Source organism: Enterobacter sp. SECR19-1250, from assembly GCF_013391025.1.
GTDB classification, from domain to species: Bacteria; Pseudomonadota; Gammaproteobacteria; order Enterobacterales; family Enterobacteriaceae; genus Enterobacter; species Enterobacter cloacae.
Genome location: NZ_JACASJ010000045.1, coordinates 21,600 through 37,978 on the forward strand (window position 1 = coordinate 21,600; position 16,379 = coordinate 37,978).

Sequence of the window (16,379 nt, forward strand, 5' to 3'; positions counted from 1 at the left end):
ATCACGCCACCAGCAAGGAGACGAACGCTAAAAATGCAAAACCAAAACCGGCCCAGGTGATGCGCGAGGTCGCGACAAAGCGCAGACGTGCCATGCTGTTTTCAAACAGGGCAATCACCAGCACGCCGACCAGCAGCTTGAGCGCGGCAACCACCACGGCCAATATCAGTCCTCCAGCGGAGAAGTGCGTCATCTGCCCCCACGGGAAGAAGACGCCAACAAACATCTGCAGGACCACCAGCTGCTTAAGGCTGATGCCCCACTTAAGCACCGCAAAGCCGTAGCCGCTGTATTCGGTCAACGGCCCTTCCTGTAGCTCCTGCTCGGCTTCTGCGAGGTCAAACGGCAATTTGCCCATCTCAATAACGGTGGCGAACGCGCAGGCGCAAAGGGCCAGCACTAGCGGGAGGGTACGTGACACCGGCCAGTGGTAAACGGTGTGGGTGATAAAGCTGATATGGGTGGAACCCGCGACCTGCGCGGCCACCCACAGCCCCAGCAGCAGGATCGGTTCGACCAGCACGCCCAGCATCGCCTCGCGGCTGGCGCCGATACCGGTAAACGGGCTGCCGGTATCCAGGCCCGCAATAGCAAAGAAGAAGCGGGCAATGGCGAAGAGGTAAATCAGCGTAATCAGATCCCCAAGTGCAGGCAGCGGCGAGCCTACCGTGACCACCGGCAGCGCGGTGGCGATGGTCAGCATCACGCCGACCATTACGAACGGCGTCAGGCGGAAGACCCAGCCTGCGGCATCCGGCGCCACGCTCTGGCGGGAGAGCAGCTTGAAGAGATCGCGGTACTCCTGGAGCACGCCAGGCCCGCGACGGTTGTGCATCCGGGCGCGCGCCACGCGCGTGATGCCCGACAGCAGTGGCGCAACGGCGAACAGCACCAGCGCCTGAAGTATTGCCAGTAACAGACTCATGTCAGGCTCCTCGTGAAATCACAATGACCACCAGCACCGCCAGCTCGATCAGCGCCAGACGGCGGAACAGCGCAGGTACAGCGGCGCTCTGCCAGCCCGGCATCCAGCCCACCGGGTTCAGCCAGTGGCGCAGCTTCAGCACGGCAGCGAAGTTCTCTTTCACCGGCATGGCAAAACCGTGGGCGGTGATGACCATCGATTGTTCGTGTTCGTAGCCACAGGCCCAGGCCGCGCCGCGCGAGCGGGAGGGGAGTCGGTCGCGCCTGAAGAACAGCATCAGCACAAACGGCAGCAGCGGTGCAGCAATCAGCAGCAGCGCCATCATCGGCTGGGAGACGATGGTATGGGCGGTGGTCAGCGGCAGTGGAATGGCGTTACCCAGCAGCGGCAGCAGCCATGGGGCGGCGACCCCGCCCGCGATGCAGCACAGCGCCAGCGCGACCACGCTGGCACACATCAGTATCGGGGCGCAGCAGGCGTTTTCCGCTTCCCGCGTGCGCGGTGCGCCGAGGAAGGTGACGCCGTAGACTTTTGCCATACACATCACCGCCAGCGCCCCGGTTATCGCCAGCCCAACCGCCAGCAGCGGGCCGAGCAGCCGGGCGATAAAGGCGTCGCTCTGACCGAGCGCGAAGAAGGACTGGTAGATCACCCACTCGCCCGCAAAGCCGTTCAGCGGCGGCAACGCGGCCATCGCCATCAGCCCGACCAGCATGGCGAGAGAAATCACCGGCATCTTTTTGCCAATGCCGCCGAGTTTTTCGATATCCCGATGACCGGTACGGAACCAGACGCTGCCCGCGCCCAGGAACAGGGTGCTTTTAAACAGGCTGTGGTTAACGAGGTGATACAGCCCCCCGATAAACCCGGCGGCAATCAGCGCCGGTTGATTAAGTGCCAAGCCGGTCACGCCTGCGCCGATGCCGAGCAGGATAATGCCGATATTTTCCAGGGTGTGGTACGCCAGCAGACGCTGAATGTTGTGCTCCATCAGCGCATACAGCCCGCCGACAAAGGCGGTAACCATACCTGCGATAAGCAGCGCGACACCCCACCACAGCGGCGGCTGGCCGCCAGTCAGGGTGATCGTCAGAATGCCGAACAGACCGACTTTCATCACCACGGTGGAAAACAGCGCGGCAGCGGGTGCAGAGGCATTCGCGTGCGCCTGCGGCACCCAGCCGTGCAGGGGGATGATCCCGGCCAGCAGGCCAAAGCCCACCACGCCCAGCAGCCAGACGTCATTTCCCAGCGGCTGACCGTTAAGCGCTGCGAAGTCGAGCGTGCCGAAACGTTGCCACACCAGCCAGCAGGCCAGCGCCAGCAGCAGCGTGCCGAGGCGACCGAGCGCAAACCACAGCTTGCCGGAGGCGCTACATCCCGTCAGGAATACGCCGCAGAGCGCCATGATCTCCGCCATCACCACCAGCGCGCCGAGGTTGCTGGCAATGACGGTGCAGACCGCCGACGCCATCAGCAGGTTAACCAGCAGACCATTCGCGCGGGTGTGCTGATGGCGGTGCCAGTCAATATTGAACAGGCTGATAAACACCCCGCACAGGCCAAAGGTCACCAGCCAGATGGCGTTCAGCGGCGTGAGCTGAACGGTATGACGGACGATCGGAATCATTGCTTCGGCGGTCTGGCCGCTGAGTAACACTGCCGTACCTGCTGCCAGCGTCATCAGGCTGCCCACCGCCCCGCCGATACCGGCGATCCAGCCGCTCAGGGTTTTATGGAATGACAGGAGCCACGCCAGCACAGCAGCGGCGGCAAAGTACGCCACGGCGCTGTTAATCATGAATATCGCGTTCATTTCGCCCCCTCGTTAAGCGCCTGAAGCAGAGAAAGATCGCCGACGTCGGTATTAATGGTCAGCTCGCGCTTGCGTTTGCTGGTGCGGGCAATATCGCGAATGTTGACCAGAATCAGCACTTTGGTCGGGCAGGTGCGCACGCAGGCCGGGCCCTGCTCATCGAAGCTGCACAGGTCGCACTTCACCGCCACCGCACGCACGCCGGGCACCCAGTCAAGCAGCGTACTGACACGTGCCGGAGCCGGGGGAGCAGGTGGCGCTTTTGGGGTGTTGGCATTCGCCGGAATATGCAGCGGACGGCTGCCGGAAAATTCAATCGCACCGAACGGGCAGGCTATGCCGCACAGCTTGCAGCTCACGCACAGGCTTTCGTTCAGCTGTACCGCGCCGTCAACGCGGGTGATGGCATTCACCGGACAGACGCCCGCGCACGGCGCATCTTCACAGTGGTGGCAGAGCTGCGGGGCAGACTCTTTTTCATTACGCATGACGCGCAGGCGCGGCATGGACTGGAGCCCGTGCAGGCGGTGCGTTTCCGAACAGGCCGCCTCACAGGTTCGACAGCCAATACAGACCGTCGAGTCAGCAATTACAAAACGGTTCACCGGGTCATCCTCTGGTGATAGTCATTTTTGACGAAAAACTGTCATGTCGACACTTCTCGACACGTGATGATCAGGCCACGTCCGCTGAGGCGTGTTCATCCATCAGCTGCTTCAGGTTGACCGGAAGATCGTGCTCTACGGCGGTGTACAGACCGTTATAAACCGGCGCGATTTTTTCCAGATAGTGCTCCAGCACCTGCTGGCGATCGCGGTTGCTGACGTGACCGTCAACCATGCCGTCGGCCATCAGTTGCGCCTTCGCAATACACTGTTTTTCACCCTCTTTTGTCTCGACGTAGTACTCAATGGTGTGACTGTTGAAGGTGTCGGCCAGGGTGACGTAAATCGTGAAATGGCCGAACAAAACAAAGCGCATATCCCCCTGCGCCGCACAGCTCATAGCGTGGTGAAGACGGGCTTTGGAGAGGGTGATCCCCTGGACCAGCGAGTTGCAGTAAAGGTGCCACTGGTCCTGTAACTGCTGGTGACGCTGCGCGATGTAATCCGCTTTTTCGCTAATTTCCCAAATAGTCATAGAAGGTATCCGGTTAATGGAGATAGCGGCTGTTAAGCAGATTCCATGCCAGTTTTTAATACATTGATATTTAATGGATTTAATTCAAAACAGGCTGTCAACAAGAGGGTGTCGACGTGTCATTTCGACAGCGTTGACATCGTCACCCCCTAACCAAAACCAGGCTGGCATTGTTATTGCATTAACGGGGCAATTCATTAAGGAGGCGTTATGCACGAAATCACCCTCTGCCAGCGGGCACTGGAACTCATCGAACAGCAGGCAGCGCAAAACCACGCGACGCGCGTGACCGGCGTCTGGCTGAAGGTCGGGGCCTTTTCCTGCGTCGAAACCAGCGCCCTCACCTTCTGTTTTGAGCTGGTGTGCCGCGGCACGCTGGCGGAAGGCTGCGAACTTCATATTGAAGAGCAACAGGCGGAGTGCTGGTGCGAGCAGTGTCAGCAGTACGTCACCCTGCTGTCGTCGAAGGTCCAGCGCTGCCCACAGTGTCAGCACACCGGCCTTCGCATCGTGGCGGATGACGGGATGCAGATCCAACGCCTTGAAATCGAGAAGGAGTAAAGTATGTGTAGTACCTGCGGTTGCGCCGAAGGCAACCTGTATATCGAAGGGGATGAACACCGTCCTCACTCCGCGTTTCGCTCCGCCCCTTTTACCCCCGCACCGCGTCCGGCAGCGGCACTCACCGGGATTCGCTTTGCGCCTCAACGCTCCGATATGGGCGATCTTCATTACGGCCACGGCGAGGCGGGTACCCATGCGCCGGGCATGAGCCAGCGCCAGATGCTGAACGTAGAAATCAACGTACTCGATAAAAACAACCAGATCGCCGCCCGCAACCGCGCCCGGTTTGCCGCACGTCAACAGCTGGTGCTCAACCTCGTCTCCAGCCCCGGCTCCGGCAAAACCACGCTGCTGACGGAAACGCTCAAACGCCTGAACGAACGCGTCTCCTGCGCGGTGATCGAAGGCGATCAGCAAACGGTCAACGATGCCGCCCGTATTCGTGAAACCGGCACCCCGGCGATTCAGGTCAATAACGGTAAAGGCTGCCATCTGGATGCGCAGATGATTGCCGATGCCGCGCCGCGTCTGCCACTGGAGGATAACGGCATTCTGTTTATCGAAAACGTCGGCAATCTGGTCTGCCCGGCCAGCTTCGATCTCGGGGAGCGGCATAAAGTGGCGGTCCTCTCGGTGACCGAAGGAGAAGACAAGCCGCTCAAATATCCGCATATGTTTGCCGCCGCGTCGCTGATGCTGCTGAACAAAGTCGACCTGCTGCCGTACCTGAATTTCGACGTGGATAAATGTCTGGCTTATGCCCGTGAAGTTAACCCGGACATTGCGATCCTGCTGGTCTCCGCCACGCGCGGCGACGGCATGGCGCACTGGCTAAACTGGCTGGAGAGTGAACGATGTGCATAGGCGTCCCTGGACAAATCCATTCCATTGACGGAAACCAGGCCAAAGTGGAGGTCTGCGGCATATTGCGTGACGTCGATTTAACGCTGGTGGGCAGCACCGATGAGACGGGCGTCTCGCGCCTTGGTCAGTGGGTGCTGGTACACGTGGGGTTTGCCATGAGCGTGATTAATGAAGCGGAAGCGCGCGACACGCTGGATGCCCTGCAGAACATGTTCGATGTGGAGCCGGACGTCGGCGCGCTGCTGTACGGCGAGGAGCGGTAATTATGCGTTACGTTGATGAATACCGCGCACCTGAGCAGGTGATGCAGCTTATCGGTCATCTGAAAACGCGGGCCGCCCTGCTGAAACACACGGCGGAAAAGCCGCTGCGGATCATGGAAGTCTGCGGCGGGCACACCCATGCCATTTTCAAATTTGGCCTCGATCAGCTGCTGCCGGACAACATTGAGTTTATCCACGGCCCGGGCTGCCCGGTTTGCGTGCTGCCCATGGGGCGCATTGACAGCTGTATCGAGATCGCCAGCCAGCCTGACGTCATTTTCTGTACCTTTGGCGACGCGATGCGCGTGCCGGGGAAAAAGGGCTCGCTGCTGCAGGCCAAAGCGCGCGGCGCGGATGTGCGCATCGTGTACTCGCCGATTGATGCCCTGAAGCTTGCAACCGATAACCCAGGCCGAAAGGTGGTATTTTTCGGGCTGGGTTTTGAGACCACCATGCCCGCTACGGCGATCACGCTGCAGCAGGCAAAACGCAGCAACGTCACCAATTTTTTCTTTTTTTGTCAGCACATTACGCTTATTCCGACGCTGCGCAGCCTGCTGGACGCCCCGGATAACGGCATTGACGCGTTCCTGGCACCGGGCCATGTCAGCATGGTGATCGGTACCGGGGCCTACGGCTTTATCGCTGACGATTACCATCGCCCGTTAGTCGTCGCTGGTTTCGAACCTCTTGATCTACTGCAAGGCGTCACCATGCTGGTTGAGCAGAAAATAGCAGCCCTGAGCGCGGTGGAAAATCAGTACCGCCGCGTGGTGCCGGATGCCGGAAATGAACGGGCGCAGCAGGCGATAGCTGACGTATTTAGCGTTGAGGGCGACAGCGAGTGGCGCGGGCTGGGGTTGATTGCTGAATCCGGCGTGCGCCTGACCCCAGCCTACCGGTCGTTTGATGCAGAAACGCATTTCCGCCCACAGCCACAACAGGTTTGCGACGATCCCCAGGCCCGCTGCGGCGAGGTCCTTACCGGAAGATGTAAACCCCACCACTGCCCGTTATTTGGCAATACCTGTAACCCGCAAACGGCATTTGGCGCGCTGATGGTCTCTTCCGAAGGGGCATGTGCCGCGTGGTATCAGTACCGCAACCAGGAGAGTGAAGCATGAACACGGTTGAAATGGCACACGGCAGCGGCGGTCTGGCGATGCAGCAGCTGATAAACCGGCTGTTTATGGAGGCCTTTGATAACCCCTGGCTCGCCGAGCAGGAAGACCAGGCCCGCATTGACCTCGCTTCCCTCACCGCCCAGGGCGACAGGCTGGCCTTCTCCACCGACAGCTATGTGATTGACCCGCTATTCTTCCCCGGCGGCGATATCGGCAAGCTGGCAGTCTGCGGTACCGCGAACGATGTCGCCGTCAGTGGTGCCATTCCGCGCTACCTCTCCTGCGGATTTATCCTTGAAGAAGGTTTGCCGATAGAGACACTCGCGGCGGTGGTCAGCAGCATGGCGCACACCGCGCGCGAGGCAGGGATTGCTATCGTCACCGGCGATACCAAGGTGGTGCAGCGCGGCGCGGCGGATAAGCTCTTTATCAACACCGCCGGGATGGGGGCGATCCCTGCCGATATTCACTGGGGCGCGCAGCAACTGGCCGTGGGCGACGTGCTGCTGGTCAGCGGCACACTGGGCTGTCACGGGGCGACCATCCTTAATCTGCGCGAAGGGCTGGGGCTGGACGGGGAACTGCGCAGCGACTGCGCGGTGCTCACCCCGCTTATCCAGACGCTGCGGGCGATCCCCGGCGTGAAAGCCCTGCGGGATGCCACCCGTGGCGGCGTCAATGCCGTGGTGCATGAGTTCGCGGCCTGCTGCGGCTGCGGTATTGAACTTACTGAGCGCAGCCTGCCCGTGAAGCCTGCGGTTCGCGGGCTGTGCGAGCTGCTGGGACTGGATCCGCTCAATTTTGCTAATGAAGGCAAGCTGGTGATAGGCGTTGAGCGCACCGCGGCCGAAGCCGTACTTGAACAGTTGCGGGCGCATCCGTCAGGAAAAGAGGCCGCGATAATTGGTGTGGTGGTTGAGCGCAAAGGGGTGCGCCTGGCCGGACTGTATGGCGTGAAGCGCACGCTGGATCTGCCGCACGCGGAACCGTTACCCCGCATTTGCTAGAACCGCGCGAAAAGCGGTCGGCACGGAATTTATTTTTTTTGCCCGTTTCTACTGGAAAGCACTATGCCGTATACACCGATGAGCGATCTCGGACAGCAGGGTCTGTTCGACATTACGCGAACACTTTTACAGCAGCCCGACCAGGGTGCGCTGAGCGATGCCCTGACGCGTCTGGTCAGGCAATCTGCACTGGCAGACAGCTCCGCCATTGTGCTCTGGCATAGCGGGAGCCATCGTGCGAGCTACTTCTCCACACGAGAAAACGGAAAAGCGTTTGAATACGAAGACGAAACGTATCTCGCTCACGGGCCGATACGCCGTATTCTTTCCCGGCCGGAAGCGCTGCACTGCAATTTTGAGGAGTTCCGTCAGGCGTGGCCGATGCTGGCCCGGAGCGCCTTATATCAGCCGTTTGGTCATTACAGCCTGCTGCCGCTGGCGGTGGAAGGCCACATTTTTGGTGGCTGCGAGTTTATCCGTAATACCGACCAGCCATGGAGCGAGGCGGAATATGAGCGTCTGCACACCTTCACCCAGATAGTGGCCGTCGTCGCCGAGCAGATCCAAAGCCGCGTCAGCAATAATGTGGATTACGACCTGCTGAGCCGTGAGCGTGACAACTTCCGCATTCTGGTGGCAATCACCAACGCCGTGCTCTCCCGTCTCGACATGGATGAGCTGGTCAGCGAAGTGTCGAAGGAGATCCATCACTACTTCAAAATTGACGCCATCAGCATTGCCTTGCGCGGCCATCGCAAGGGCAAGCTCAACATCTACTCCACGCACTATCTCGACGAAGCGAACCCGGCCCATGAGCAGAGCGAGGTGGATGAAGCGGGAACCCTTTCTGAACGGGTGTTTAAAAGTAAGGAGATCCTGCTGCTCAATCTCAGCGAGCAGGATGTGATGGCGCCTTACGAGCGAATGCTGTTTAACATCTGGGGCAACAAAATCCAGACCCTGTGCCTGCTGCCGTTGATGTCCGGTGACACCATGCTGGGCGTTCTCAAGCTGGCGCAGTGTGAGGAAGGGGTGTTCACCACCGCCAACCTGAAGCTGCTGCGTCAGATTGCCGAGCGTATCTCCATCGCGCTGGATAACGCGCTGGCGTATCAGGAGATCCACCGTCTGAAAGAACGGCTGGTGGATGAAAACCTGGCGCTGACGGAACAGCTTAACAATGTCGACAGCGAGTTTGGCGAAATCATTGGACGCAGCGATGCCATGTACAGCGTGCTCAAACAGGTGGAGATGGTCGCGCAAAGCGACAGTACAGTGCTGATCCTGGGCGAAACCGGTACGGGTAAGGAGCTGATTGCCCGCGCGATCCACAATCTCAGCAACCGCAACAGCCGCCGGATGGTGAAAATGAACTGTGCCGCCATGCCTGCGGGTCTGCTGGAAAGCGATCTCTTTGGCCATGAGCGCGGCGCGTTTACCGGTGCCAGCAGCCAGCGACTGGGCCGTTTTGAACTGGCGGATAAAAGCTCGCTGTTCCTCGACGAAGTGGGCGATATGCCGCTGGAGCTACAGCCTAAACTGCTGCGCGTGCTGCAGGAACAGGAGTTCGAACGTCTTGGCAGCAATAAGCTGATTCAGACCGACGTGCGGCTGATTGCCGCCACCAACCGCGATCTGAAAAAAATGGTCGCCGACCGCGAGTTTCGCAGCGACCTCTACTATCGCCTGAACGTGTTCCCGATTTGCCTGCCGCCCCTGCGCGAGCGCCCGGAAGATATCCCGCTGCTGGTCAAAGCGTTTACCGCCAAAATTGCCCGCCGGATGGGACGCAACATCGACAGCATTCCCGCCGAGACGTTACGCACCCTTTCCTCGATGGAGTGGCCCGGCAACGTGCGCGAGCTGGAAAACGTCATTGAGCGTGCGGTGCTGCTGACGCGCGGTAATGTGCTGCAACTCTCCCTGCCGGAGGTTTCTCTGCCGGACTCTCCCGCGGCCGCGACCGACGTGGCCCAGGACGGGGAAGATGAATATCAATTGATTGTCCGCGTGCTGAAAGAGACCAACGGCGTGGTGGCCGGGCCGAAAGGGGCAGCCCAGCGTCTGGGGTTAAAACGCACCACCCTGCTGTCGCGCATGAAGCGCCTTGGAATAGATAAAGAGAGCCTGATTTAAGGCGCACTCCGGCGGTGCTTTCTGGCACCGCCTTTTGTCACCCTGCGTTATTGTCCCTCATTGACACACAATATTTTCCTCTGTATAAAATTCCGCCTTAATAATGAGTTTCATTTGCATCAAAAATAACTTTAATGAAGGGTAGCGTTTAATGAAGAAGGTCATCTGCGCGTTAGGCCTGGCGGTTGCGTCGGTCAGTTCTGCTCTGGCAACCACTTATCCTCTGACCATTGAAAACTGCGGTTATAAAGAGACCTTCACCAAAGCGCCGGAACGCGTCGTGGCCCTTGGTCAAAATACCGTTGAGATTTTGCTTCTGCTGGGTCTGGAAGATAAGGTGAAGGCCAGCGCCTTCTGGCCGACCAAAGTGCTGCCGCAGCTGGCGGAACAGAATGCCAAAATCAAAACGCTCACCGTCGAAATTCCTACGCTGGAATCTATCCTTGCGCAAAACCCCGATTTTGTTCCTGCACAATTGCCGCTGCTGCTCGGGCCAGAAAGTAAGGTCGCAAAACGTGAGGATCTGGCTACCGTCGGCGTGAACAGCTATTTATCACCGGGCATGTGCGCCACTAAAAAAGCCTCGGGCGATATGTACGGCAGCCGCCAGAAGCTGTGGGACATGACATACCTTTATAAAGAGATTGAAGATTTCGCCAAAATTTTCAACGTTGAAGACCGTGGTCAGGCCGTTATCGCCAGCTTTAAAAAACGTGAGGCAGACCTGCGCAAAGAATTTGGCAAAAGCAAAAAAGACCTCTCCTTTGTGTTCTGGTTCTCAAGCGCCTCTCCTTCTGCTGATGCCTACGTGGGCGGTAAAAACAGCGCCTCAGGCTTTATCGCTGACGTACTGGGTGGCCATAACGCCATCACCGCCGAGGCCGAATGGCCAACCGTGGGCTGGGAAAGCATCATTGCCGCTAACCCGGACGTGATTGTGGTCTCAAGCCTCGACCGTAACCGCTGGGCGCTGGATAACGCGGAAGCGAAAATCAAATTCCTGAAAAGCGATCCGGCCGTCAGCCAGCTTGATGCCGTCAAAAAAGGCCATATCGTGGTGATGGACGGCCAGGCAATGAACCCGACGATCCGTACCATTTATGGCGCTGAACAGGTGGGCGAACAGCTCAGAAAACTGGGGCTGAACTGATGACGGCAGCCGTACTTCAGGCCCGACAGGGCCTGTTCCTGACCACTTCCGCCCTGCTGGCTATTGTCCTGTTGTTTCTGGTGATAGCCCTAGGCGTAAGCGTCGGAGAGTTGTCGATTCCGCTGTCCAATGTCTTTTATGCTATCGGTAATAAGCTGGGGCTGACCGCGGTTCCGCTCAACCGCATCTATGAGAGCGTGATCTGGGACTTCCGCCTGAGCCGCGCGCTGGTGGCGGCCTGCTGCGGCGCGGGGCTGGCTATCTGCGGCGCGGTTTTGCAGAGCCTGCTGAAAAACGCGCTGGCTGAACCTTACGTGCTCGGCGTCTCTGCGGGGGCGTCCACCGGCGCGGTTTCCGTCGTGGTGCTGGGGATGGGGACCGGCGCGGTGTCGCTCTCTGCGGGCGCGTTTGCTGGCGCATTCGCCGCCTTTGCGTTTGTCGCCTTTCTGACCAACGGCGCACGCGGCGGCAACGAGCGCACCATTCTGGCGGGCGTAGCCGCCTCTCAGCTCTTCAACGCCATCACCGCCTATACCATCAGCACCTCTGCCAGCGCGCAGCAGGCGCGGGATGTGATGTTCTGGCTGCTGGGCAGCTTTAGCGGTGTACGCTGGCTTGAATTCCAGCTGGCACTGGTTGTGGTGCTGATTGGGTTAGCCATTTGCCTCTACTATTCCCGGGCGCTGGATGCCTTTACCTTTGGTGACGACGCCGCGGCCTCGCTGGGGATTGCCGTCCCCTGGGTGCGCCTGGCGCTCTTTACCACCACCGCATTGATTACTGCAACCATCGTCAGCATGGCGGGCTCAATCGGCTTTGTCGGGCTGGTGGTTCCGCACGTCATGCGTTTCTTGTTCGGTCCTCTGCATCGTACTCTGCTGATTGCCAGCGCACTGGCGGGGGCGATCCTGATGGTGCTGGCAGATATCGCCTCGCGCATGCTGATTGCCCCGCAAAGTCTGCCCGTCGGGGTGGTAACCGCCCTGGTTGGCGTGCCGTTCTTTGCCGTGATCATCTACCGCTCAAGGAATAAGTAATGAGTATCTGCGCTGAAAATATTACCTGGAAGGTAGGCAAAAAGGTCATCGTCAATAACGTGTCGCTCAAGGTGGCGCGCGGTGAAACGGTAGGTCTGCTTGGCCCTAATGGTTGCGGTAAATCATCGCTTTTGCGCATTCTGGCTGGCCTGCGCCGCCCGGATGCGGGCTGTGTGACGCTGGACGGTCAGGACATTTCCCGCATCGCCAAAAAGCAGCTTGCGCGCCGGGTGGCCTTCGTTGAACAGCACGGTATGACCGATGCCAATATGCGCGTTCGCGATGTCGTCAAACTCGGTCGTATCCCGCATCACTCCCCGTTCTCGAACTGGAGCAAGCAGGATGACGAGACCGTTACCGCCGCCCTGCAGCGGGTGGATATGCTGGAAAAAAGCGATCAGGGCTGGCTGAGCCTCTCCGGTGGGGAGCGCCAGCGCGTGCATATCGCCAGGGCGCTGGCGCAGACGCCTACAGAAATTTTGCTGGATGAACCGACCAACCACCTGGACATTCACCATCAGATGCAGCTGATGCACCTGATAAGCGACCTGCCGGTGACCAGCATTGTGGCTATTCACGATCTCAACCATGCATCGATGTTCTGCGATTCGCTGATTGTGATGCAGCAGGGGCAAATCGTGGCCACCGGAACGCCGCAGGAGATCCTCTCTGAGGCGTTGCTCTGGGACGTTTTTCGGGTCAAAACCAAAATCGAGATCTCGCCGTTCCATGGCAAAAAGCACATTCACTTTATCGTTTAAGCGCCCGTAACATGATGCCCCTGCGCCCTGCCACAACGCTCTGGCCGCCCGTCATACTGGGCAGCCAGTTTGTGTTTAACATCGGTTTTTACGCGGTCGTCCCCTTCCTGGCGATCTTTTTGCGCGATGACATGCTGCTTTCCGGCGGCCTTATCGGGCTGATTCTGGGGCTGCGTACCTTTTCGCAGCAGGGGATGTTCATCGTCGGCGGTGCGCTCTCAGACCGCTTTGGTGCCAAAATCATTATCCTCTGCGGCTGCGTCATCCGCGTTGCGGGTTATCTGCTGCTGGCATTTGGACACGCGCTCTGGCCCATCATCCTTGGCGCCTGTCTGACTGGTATTGGCGGCGCGTTGTTCTCTCCCTCCATCGAAGCGCTGCTGGCCAGGGCGGGTACGCATAGCGAGACTAAAGGTCAACGCAGCCGTGCAGAGTGGTTTGCGCTGTTTGCCGTCTGCGGTGAACTCGGCGCGGTGCTGGGGCCGGTTGTCGGGGCGTTGCTCACGGGGCTGGGGTTTCGCCAGGTGGCGCTGGCGGGGGCGGGGGTCTTCGTCGTCGCGCTGATTGTACTCTACTTCTGCCTTCCGGCTGCGCAACACAGCAAGCAGGCACTCAATATTGTTCCCTGGTGGACAACCTTCCGTCAGCCGCGCTTTGTCGCCTTTATCATCGCCTACAGCTCGTGGCTGTTGAGCTACAACCAGCTCTATCTGGCGCTGCCCGTAGAGATCCAGCGTGCCGGTGGTAACGAGAAAGATCTCGGCCCCCTGTTTATGCTGGCCTCTGTGCTGATCATCACCTTGCAGCTTCCGCTGGCCCGCTTTGCACGACGCGTGGGCGCGGTGAGAATTTTGCCGGTGGGCTTTTTACTGCTCTCGGCATCTTTTGCGAGCGTGGCGGTGTTCGCTCCGACGGTGCCGCCGGAAGGCTGGCTGCGCTTGCTGCCGTCGGTATGTTTTGTGGCGCTATTAACGCTTGGGCAAATGCTGCTGGTGCCCTCGGCGAAAGATCTGGTTCCACGCTTTGCGGAGGAATCGACGCTTGGCGCGCACTACGGCGCACTCGCCACCGCAGGCGGTGTTGCGGTGCTGCTGGGGAATTTGCTGTTTGGCAGTCTGCTGGATCGCGCGCTTGTCCCTTCGCCGCAGGCGATGTCCCCCTGGCTGCTGCTGGCCCTGTTCCCGCTATGCAGCGCGATCGCCATGAAGATCATTTGTCGCCCTTTCACACGCTGAGACGGTTACTTTTTCGGGCGATACTTTTCCGGTAATTCCGGTACCGGGCGACGATCGTCAAGCAGATGGCGTACCGTCAGGATGGGGTGACGCCACAGCATGCGGGGCCCCGCCCAGCGCATAATCTGCTTCATCTCTTCACGCCTGGCGGGCTGGTAGCAGTGTACAGGACACTGTTTACAGGCCGGTTTTTCCTCACCAAAGACGCACTTATCCAGACGCTTATCCGCATAGGCATTCAGCGCCTGATAATGTCCCTCTTCCTGAGAAGCCTCCGGGCACTGTTTTTCATACAGAGCGATCATTCTGGCGATCGTCTTTTTTTCCCGTGAAATACGTTTACCAGACATAGCGGCTCACCGACTAAAAACATGCATTAATAATACTCCTTTATCTGCCACTTTTCAGTCGTTGCATTTCGTTTTCTGAAGCCGCCTTCCACTATTAAGCCCACCCCCACCCTTTTTTACTGGTATTTTATACAGGCATTAACAACACGCGTCGCTCATCGTTACGGAGGCTATATGCAAGAGATCGCCACGACCAAACACTATCGCCACTTAAAAGTCGGTTATTTCCGAAAGCGTCACGAAGACCGGAAGACCAAAATCCCGCGACGTTACAGCGTACATGCGGCGTTGAGCTTAAAAGGCGATTGGCTGGAGCAGGCAGGGTTTACTACCCACTCTCAGGTCAGGGTGGGGGTTGAACAGGGGAAAATTGTCATCGAACTACTGAAAGAAGATCTCAGCGAGAGCAGAAGAAAATAGGACGCTTACCGACGGTAAATAGAAACCCTCTGGGCCCTTGTTTCAGAATGGTATAGTTCAATTTATGGTTCGGATAAATAAAGAAATCAGGCAACACGTCGCCGAGTACATTATCCGGCAGGGAGTCTTCATTAACCTCATGGATCTTCACGGAGGTAAACTGGAAAGAGTCTTTGTTTTCGGTCCAGATATAAGACACATCCCGGCGGATAGAGGCTATCGCCTTGTCGTTTTTAAAATATGTACCGCTTAGCGCGATGACCCCGGTCTGCTTTTGCATGGTGTACATAAAATCCAGCGTCAGGTTTGCGCGGGCATCTTCATGATAAACAACAACAGAAACTGAACAGGCTTCCGTATTTTGTTTTTTTTCTAAGTGATAATGATAAAGCCAGGACGTCAGCGCCCCAACGGCAAACAGGACGAGACACAGGATGGCAGTAGACTTTTTAGTCACTGATTGTACCCCCTAAAATAAAGCGTAACGCATCCTGCATCTTCTTCTTGCTCATACGGTTTTCTGCAAATGAGTACAGAAAGTGCCGGAGCCGTGCTGGATGAAGAGAAGTAGGCCCAGGGGTATTTTTTACAATCGAGCCCTGTTCGCATGATAATTTGCTTATAACGCGTGAAGTTACCCCTGCTTTTAATATCATCGTTTCGTGAGAAAAAATGGCAGCCATTTTCCGTACTGCTTATGGTGTAGTCTTTAAAAAAGTCTTTTCTGGAATAGTCATGGACCGCCAGATGAAGAATAAAATAGCCCAGCCCAAAAGAGAGGGCCATAAAAAGCAGTGGAAGATAGCGACGATAGTGATGACGCGGGGTCTTATCTTTCACCTGAACGGCAGCAGTTTCCGCAATCACCTCTTTCGAGCCGCTGACAGGCTGGGCTTCTGCTATCGCGCTTTCTGATTCTGTTACGTCGTTTTCAATTCGGCTGACCTTAACTTCTTTTTTAATCTGGAACCCTTTTCTGGGTACCGTGGCAACCAGCGTGTCGTCAGTCTCTCCCGTCGTGCGCAGCCCACGCCGGATAATGGAGATATTCTGATAAAGGGTATTGGCCGGAACTAACATTCCGTCTTCACCCCAAACTTTAGTGAAGAAATCCCTTTGATTAACCACTTCCGGGGCGGACTCGAGCAGAAGAACCAGACAGCGACTGGCTGGCGTCGTCAGAATGACGCTCAACTCCGGTCGGGTCATAGAGACAAGTAAGTTTTTCTCTGGACAAAATTTAATATTATCGTTAATTATCCAGAACATATGAGACTCACTATGCAATAAACAGAATCAGAAAACTGTTGCCAGAGTTAGCAAGTATACTCTGCGAATATTCCTTGTCAAAGCAGTAAGTTATGGTGTTTGTTCAGCAGTAACACCGAAATAAAACAATGTGAGCATAATAGAATATTATCCCCACATCGAAGACAAATACGTTTCTGAAACAGAAAAAAGGATGACGTTATATTCTGACGCCTTTATTCCCGTTTACGTTTAATGCGCAAGGAATATCGCGCGGTGTTCCTCTAGGGAAGGTGCGAATAAGCAGGTCATTTCTTCCCAAGCTGACTCGCTGATTAA

18 protein-coding genes are annotated in these 16,379 nt (G+C 57.5%); 11 read left to right on the plus strand and 7 right to left on the minus strand.

What is annotated here, in order from left to right:
- Position 1: 1 nt before the first annotated feature.
- The 4 genes from HX884_RS13315 to hycA all read right to left on the minus strand — a co-directional run bounded on the left by HX884_RS13315 (position 2) and on the right by hycA (position 3,881).
- Entirely contained in the window at positions 2-925 is a 924-nt protein-coding gene (locus HX884_RS13315; protein ID WP_178328320.1) for a respiratory chain complex I subunit 1 family protein, read from the minus strand.
- A 1-nt stretch (position 926) separates the two neighbouring features.
- On the minus strand, positions 927-2,741 hold the full coding sequence (gene hycC / locus HX884_RS13320; protein WP_178328321.1) for a formate hydrogenlyase subunit 3: 1,815 nt from the start codon (positions 2,739-2,741) through the stop codon (positions 927-929).
- Entirely contained in the window at positions 2,738-3,346 is a 609-nt protein-coding gene (locus HX884_RS13325; RefSeq protein WP_178328322.1) for a 4Fe-4S dicluster domain-containing protein, read from the minus strand. The genes hycC and HX884_RS13325 overlap by 4 nt, the downstream gene beginning before the upstream one ends.
- Positions 3,347-3,416: 70 nt before the next feature.
- Positions 3,417-3,881: a formate hydrogenlyase regulator HycA gene (gene hycA, locus HX884_RS13330; protein ID WP_013098469.1), complete on the minus strand. Its 465-nt coding sequence runs from the start codon at positions 3,879-3,881 to the stop codon at positions 3,417-3,419.
- Positions 3,882-4,091: 210 nt separating this feature from the next.
- Between hycA and hypA the strand changes: the two genes are divergently transcribed.
- From hypA to HX884_RS13380, 10 genes are all read left to right on the plus strand, one after another.
- On the plus strand, positions 4,092-4,442 hold the full coding sequence (hypA, locus tag HX884_RS13335) for a hydrogenase maturation nickel metallochaperone HypA (RefSeq protein WP_014833056.1): 351 nt from the start codon (positions 4,092-4,094) through the stop codon (positions 4,440-4,442).
- 3 nt (positions 4,443-4,445) lie between these two features.
- A complete protein-coding gene (gene hypB, locus HX884_RS13340) occupies positions 4,446-5,309 on the plus strand; it encodes a hydrogenase nickel incorporation protein HypB (protein ID WP_178328323.1) in 864 nt (287 codons plus the stop codon).
- Positions 5,300-5,572: a HypC/HybG/HupF family hydrogenase formation chaperone gene (locus HX884_RS13345; RefSeq protein ID WP_020689280.1), complete on the plus strand. Its 273-nt coding sequence runs from the start codon at positions 5,300-5,302 to the stop codon at positions 5,570-5,572. Before hypB ends, HX884_RS13345 begins: the two co-directional genes overlap by 10 nt.
- Before the next feature lie 2 nt (positions 5,573-5,574).
- Complete coding sequence (gene hypD, locus HX884_RS13350) at positions 5,575-6,696, plus strand: hydrogenase formation protein HypD (RefSeq protein ID WP_178328324.1); 1,122 nt, start codon at positions 5,575-5,577, stop codon at positions 6,694-6,696.
- Complete coding sequence (hypE, locus tag HX884_RS13355; protein WP_178328325.1) at positions 6,693-7,703, plus strand: hydrogenase expression/formation protein HypE; 1,011 nt, start codon at positions 6,693-6,695, stop codon at positions 7,701-7,703. The genes hypD and hypE overlap by 4 nt, the downstream gene beginning before the upstream one ends.
- A gap of 63 nt (positions 7,704-7,766) precedes the next feature.
- The gene (gene flhA / locus HX884_RS13360) at positions 7,767-9,839 is read left to right on the plus strand and encodes a formate hydrogenlyase transcriptional activator FlhA (RefSeq protein WP_178328326.1); all 2,073 of its coding nucleotides are present in this window, start codon (positions 7,767-7,769) and stop codon (positions 9,837-9,839) included.
- A gap of 151 nt (positions 9,840-9,990) precedes the next feature.
- Positions 9,991-10,989, plus strand: a complete 999-nt coding sequence (locus HX884_RS13365) for an ABC transporter substrate-binding protein (protein WP_047352298.1) — start codon at positions 9,991-9,993, stop codon at positions 10,987-10,989.
- Entirely contained in the window at positions 10,989-12,026 is a 1,038-nt protein-coding gene (locus tag HX884_RS13370; protein ID WP_178328327.1) for an iron ABC transporter permease, read from the plus strand. Before HX884_RS13365 ends, HX884_RS13370 begins: the two co-directional genes overlap by 1 nt.
- Positions 12,026-12,787: an ABC transporter ATP-binding protein gene (locus HX884_RS13375; RefSeq protein WP_013098479.1), complete on the plus strand. Its 762-nt coding sequence runs from the start codon at positions 12,026-12,028 to the stop codon at positions 12,785-12,787. Before HX884_RS13370 ends, HX884_RS13375 begins: the two co-directional genes overlap by 1 nt.
- 14 nt (positions 12,788-12,801) lie before the next feature.
- Positions 12,802-14,022 carry an MFS transporter gene (locus HX884_RS13380; protein WP_045294982.1) on the plus strand — a complete coding sequence of 407 codons (1,221 nt, stop codon included), beginning with the start codon at positions 12,802-12,804 and terminating at the stop codon, positions 14,020-14,022.
- A 5-nt stretch (positions 14,023-14,027) separates the two neighbouring features.
- Here HX884_RS13380 and HX884_RS13385 read toward each other — a convergent pair whose 3' ends face one another.
- Complete coding sequence (locus HX884_RS13385; RefSeq protein WP_028028023.1) at positions 14,028-14,372, minus strand: nitrous oxide-stimulated promoter family protein; 345 nt, start codon at positions 14,370-14,372, stop codon at positions 14,028-14,030.
- Positions 14,373-14,546: 174 nt separating this feature from the next.
- Between HX884_RS13385 and HX884_RS13390 the strand changes: the two genes are divergently transcribed.
- Complete coding sequence (locus tag HX884_RS13390) at positions 14,547-14,792, plus strand: SymE family type I addiction module toxin (RefSeq protein WP_013098482.1); 246 nt, start codon at positions 14,547-14,549, stop codon at positions 14,790-14,792.
- Here HX884_RS13390 and HX884_RS13395 read toward each other — a convergent pair.
- Both HX884_RS13395 and HX884_RS13400 read right to left on the minus strand, forming a co-directional pair.
- Entirely contained in the window at positions 14,770-15,249 is a 480-nt protein-coding gene (locus HX884_RS13395) for a membrane protein (protein WP_013098483.1), read from the minus strand. The two genes, HX884_RS13390 and HX884_RS13395, sit on opposite strands and share 23 nt — an antisense overlap.
- Positions 15,246-16,061 carry a transcriptional regulator gene (locus HX884_RS13400; protein ID WP_038984748.1) on the minus strand — a complete coding sequence of 272 codons (816 nt, stop codon included), beginning with the start codon at positions 16,059-16,061 and terminating at the stop codon, positions 15,246-15,248. Before HX884_RS13400 ends, HX884_RS13395 begins: the two co-directional genes overlap by 4 nt.
- Between the last annotated feature and the right edge of the window lie 318 nt (positions 16,062-16,379).